4 protein-coding genes are annotated in these 4,527 nt (G+C 32.9%); all 4 read left to right on the top strand.

Annotation, left to right across the window (positions count from 1 at the left end; all coding sequences use genetic code 11):
- Window positions 1-75: 75 nt before the first annotated feature.
- The gene (locus tag ACW2QF_RS18025) at window positions 76-1,590 is read left to right on the top strand and encodes a methyl-accepting chemotaxis protein (RefSeq protein WP_455717403.1); all 1,515 of its coding nucleotides are present in this window, start codon (window positions 76-78) and stop codon (window positions 1,588-1,590) included.
- 46 nt (window positions 1,591-1,636) lie between these two features.
- Complete coding sequence (locus ACW2QF_RS18020; RefSeq protein WP_455717402.1) at window positions 1,637-2,248, top strand: NUDIX hydrolase; 612 nt, start codon at window positions 1,637-1,639, stop codon at window positions 2,246-2,248.
- 304 nt (window positions 2,249-2,552) lie between these two features.
- Window positions 2,553-3,395, top strand: coding sequence for an aldo/keto reductase (locus tag ACW2QF_RS18015; RefSeq protein ID WP_455717401.1), 843 nt, complete (start codon window positions 2,553-2,555; stop codon window positions 3,393-3,395).
- Window positions 3,396-3,664: 269 nt separating this feature from the next.
- Window positions 3,665-4,527, top strand: an 863-nt coding sequence (locus ACW2QF_RS18010; RefSeq protein ID WP_455717400.1) for a YARHG domain-containing protein, incomplete at its 3' end; no start/stop codon positions are given.

The raw sequence follows: 4,527 nt of genomic DNA, 5'->3' as shown, positions 1-4,527 counted from the left end.
AAGTGATACTATCTATTATTAGATGCTGAAATAAAATTCAGTTATAATAAAAAATAATTGAGGTGCGATGTGAGTATGGAAAATGTAGCAATCAAGGAGAGAAAATATGATTCAAAGGAAAAACGCTTACAACTTAACAACTTAATTTGTGTGTCAATTGTAACAATTATGTCATTAATCGTTGCAGGTGGTATGATGGTTCAACTATTAACAAACCATATGGATAAACCAATTGAAGTTATTATACCGTCGATATTGATGGGATTAAGTTTGGTTGTTGGTTGGGTATTATATTTTAAGAATCCGTATCAAAGATATTTATTGTTCATACCAAATTTTTTGTATTTATTAGCATGTGGTTATTTGGTAATAACAGCTAATAATGCTTTTGTTATCATGTATGCATTTCCAATAGCAATAAGCAACCTCCTTTATTTTAATAAAAAATACATAAATACTATAAATATATATATCACTCTTTTGTGTGTAATTAGAATTATTTTAGGATTCAAGGAATTCTATTCCGAATCAATGCTTGTTACATTGATGTGTTGTGGTGTTGCAGGAATAATTAGTATTTTTATCATTATAGTAGGAAGGATATCTGTTTATTATAATCATGATGCGATACATTCTGCTAAGGATCGAGAAAAATTACAACAACAGATTTTCGAAGATGTCTATAATATATCGGTAACAGTCGAGGAAGAAGCAATTGAAGTAAACAATGAATTAACGAATTTAGATAATTCTTCAAAATTTGTTACTAGTGCCATGGATGAAATCTTAGAAAGTACTAAGATGACGGCTACTAGTATTGAGGAACAGACGTTAATGACCCAAAGCATACAAGAGACGATACAAAAAACAGCAAATGTGTCAAAAGAAATGATGGAATCAACAGAAAAATCAAAAGTGGTCGTCTCTAATAGCTTAGAAGTTGTGAAAGACATGAAAGCACAAGTTGACATAATTGGTAATACAAATGAATCCGTAACGCAGTCAATGGAACGATTACAAAGCAAAACAAAAGAAGTGAAAGAGATAGCTAGCTTAATATTTGGGATATCCAATCAGACTAATTTGCTTGCATTGAATGCAACAATTGAAAGTGCTCGTGCAGGAGAAGCAGGCAGAGGATTTGCAGTGGTAGCGGACCAGATTCGTTTGTTAGCAGAACAGACAAAAAAATCAACAGAGGAGATTGCAGCTCTTATTGCTGAATTGGAAGAAAACGCTGGAGATTCTGTGCTAAAAGTAAATGAATCATTAGAAGCGACAAATAGGCAGAATAATCTTGTAGTGAAAGCATCTGAAAGCTTTGAAACAATTGATCAACATGTTTCAATATTAACGGATCGTGTGAGTGAAATGGATCAGATGATATCTGATTTAAAGGTAGCGAACGATAATATTGTTGATAACATAAGCCAGTTATCTGCAACAAGTGAGGAAGTTAATGCAAGCGCAGAAGAATCGGCAAATACAATACATAATAATGAGAAGAGTACCAAGGCTGTGAAAGAAAAATTTGAAACTATGCTTACTTCTATTAAAGAAATTGATAAATATCTTCAGCTGGATCGATAGAATTAAGTATTAGCAGCTTTTTAAACAACGTGACTGGAGGATTGTAATGAGTAGAGTTAAGAGCATTAAGAGACAAACACAAAATAGATTCCTTAATTTATATGAACTAGATGCAGAACATAGAGATGGAAAAGTTTCCAAATATTTTCTAGCATCAAGAGGAGAAAAGGTGGAGGAACTTAAGATATCAACAGGTAAGAATGCACCAGATGGAGTTGCTATCTATGGAATCTATGGAGAGAATAAGGATAAAGTGGCACTAGTAAGACAATTTCGCTATCCAATCAATGATTTCATCTACGAATTCCCAGCGGGGTTAGTAGAAAAGGGAGAAGATGTCATAGGAACAGCGATACGTGAGATGTTTGAAGAAACAGGTCTGACTCTTACTCCAGTAAAATGTAAATCTATGTATAATCGACCATTCTTTACTACAGTTGGAATGACAGATGAATCCTGTGCAACGGTTTTTGGATATTTAAGTGGTTCACCAACTAATTTATATCAAGAAGCATCTGAAGATATCCAAGTTATATTAGCAGATAGGGAAGAATGCAAGCGTATTCTAAAAGAGGAGAATGTATCTATTATGTGTGCCTATATGTTAATGCATTTTATTCATTCTGAAGATGATCCATTTGGATTTTTACAAGCGTAAATAACGGGTTATTAAGTATCATATATTAGAAGTGGGCTGTTAATACGGTCCTTTCTTTATTTCATTAGTTCCTATGATAGAGTTCACCATACTGAAATCTCTGCTTGTGCCGTTCCTTCTTTGAAATACTGCACATCGGAAGGATTGTTGAAGTACCGCAGATAATTTGTATTCTAAATACGACAATTTAGAATACACTATATATTATGCTAGAATTTGAAGTAGTCGTCAATCCTGAAGATTATACAGCGAGAAGTCTATGGTAAGGGTGAACAATTTTTGTCATCTATGAATGGAGGTTTGTATGGAATATATAACTTTAAACAATGGAATTAAAATGCCAAAACTTGGTTATGGTGTGTACCAGATATCTAATGAAGAATGCGAAAGATGTGTACTTGATGCAATAGATACAGGCTATCGTCTTATAGATACAGCTCAAGCTTATGGAAATGAAGAGGCTGTTGGTAAAGCGATTAATAATTGCATTGTTCCTCGTGAGGAGCTTTTTATCACAACGAAGGTATGGATTTCAAATGGTGGCTATGAAAATGCTAAAAAATCCCTTGAAGAATCAAGAAAAAAATTAGGAACAGAATACATTGACCTTGTATTAATTCATCAACCATTTAACGATTATTATGGCACATATCGTGCAATGGAGGAGGCATATAAAGAAGGTTGGCTTCGTGCAATCGGTGTGTCAAACTTTTATCCTGACAGGCTTGTTGACCTCTGTCAGTTTGCTGAAGTAATTCCTGCTGTAAATCAGGTGGAAACTCATGTATTCCAACAGCAGAAGGTTGCTCACGAATATATGAAAAAATATGGTGTACAGCATCAGTCTTGGGGACCATTTGCCGAAGGTTACAAGGACTTTTTTGCAAATCCTGTACTGTGTGATATTGGTAATAAATATGGTAAAAGCGTTGCACAGATAGCGTTGCGTTTTCTGTTACAAAGTGATGTTGTAGTTATTCCGAAATCAACTCACAAAGAGCGTATGGCTGAAAATATGAATGTTTTTGATTTCGTACTGGGTGAAGCAGATATGGACACAATCAAAAAACTTGATGAAGAAACAAGCCTTTTCTTCTCTCATTATGATCCTACAATTGTTGAGATGTTGACAGGACTTCATAGATAATGAAGTAAAAAAATTAGCTTTCTGCTCGGTATATACTGAGCAGAAAGCTAATTTTATTTAGTGCAAGTACATCTAAAAGACTCTTTGAATTATAGTGTTAAGGATTTTATGAAAATCTAATCGGTATTTGAAGGAATAAAACTAGCTAATGTCGATTTCCGTAAGAAAATATTAATTAATATAAGTTTGACATATGGAAATTAATAAACGTATAATGAAAATATATGGAAAAGGATTTGTTGATTCATTAAAATAAAAAGGAGATAACTATGAAGAAAAATAGACTACTTGGATTAATTGGGATTTGTTCTCTGTTAATGTTTATAGGTGGTTGTTCAAAGAATAACGGAAAAATGACAACAAGTCAGAATGCGAACACTGAATTACTACAAGAAGACAATGATCAGACGAATAGCCAAAACATAGAAACTATAGATGAGAGCAATACAGATATCGATACGAATGAAAATCAATCTACTAATGAAGGTATTGTTACCAAAGAAAATACATACACATGGCAAGAGATAACAGTTACCATACCAGAATCTTGGAAGGATAAATATGTAGTACGTTCATTTGAAGATGGATTTTATTTCTATCAAAAAAGCTCTTACGAAATTAACGAAGACATGGGATTTTTATGTTATTACTATCGAAGTAAAATCGATACGATTGATGGGCTTGAAGCAACTCCTTTATCATATTCAGATGATACATTGTATAGTGTATCTTATCCGACAGATGTATCTTATTATTATGAGAATGAAAAGATTGCAAATGAGTATAAACAGATGGAAAATGATTTACCCTTAATGGAAAAGTCGATTCAAATTGAAAAGGAAAATATTCATTATAATCCAAGTGAATATATATTGCCAATGAGTAGTACTAAGTTATATTCCATAGATTATTTAACCTGTTTTAATACGAATCAATTATGGGTTGCACGGAATGAAATCTTTGCAAGACACGGACGGCAGTTTGAGAATGTATACTTACAGCAATATTTTGATTCTTGCAGTTGGTATGAAGGAACATCTAAAAATGATAAATTTGATGATTCAGTATTGAATACCATTGAGAAAGAACATTTGAAGGCTATAAAACGTGATGAAAAAGAGCATGAGAAGAA

This window comes from Anaerosporobacter sp., from assembly GCF_965301125.1.
Note: the sequence above shows the minus strand (reverse complement) of the source record. Positions and strands in the feature narration are given on the sequence as shown.

What these genes read in the sequence shown, in the direction of transcription:
- ACW2QF_RS18020 (WP_455717402.1), top strand. Translation starts at nt 1,637, where the DNA reads ATGAGTAGAGTTAAGAGCATTAAGAGACAAACACAAAATAGATTCCTT.
- ACW2QF_RS18025 (WP_455717403.1), top strand. Translation starts at nt 76, where the DNA reads ATGGAAAATGTAGCAATCAAGGAGAGAAAATATGATTCAAAGGAAAAA.
- ACW2QF_RS18015 (WP_455717401.1), top strand. Translation starts at nt 2,553, where the DNA reads ATGGAATATATAACTTTAAACAATGGAATTAAAATGCCAAAACTTGGT.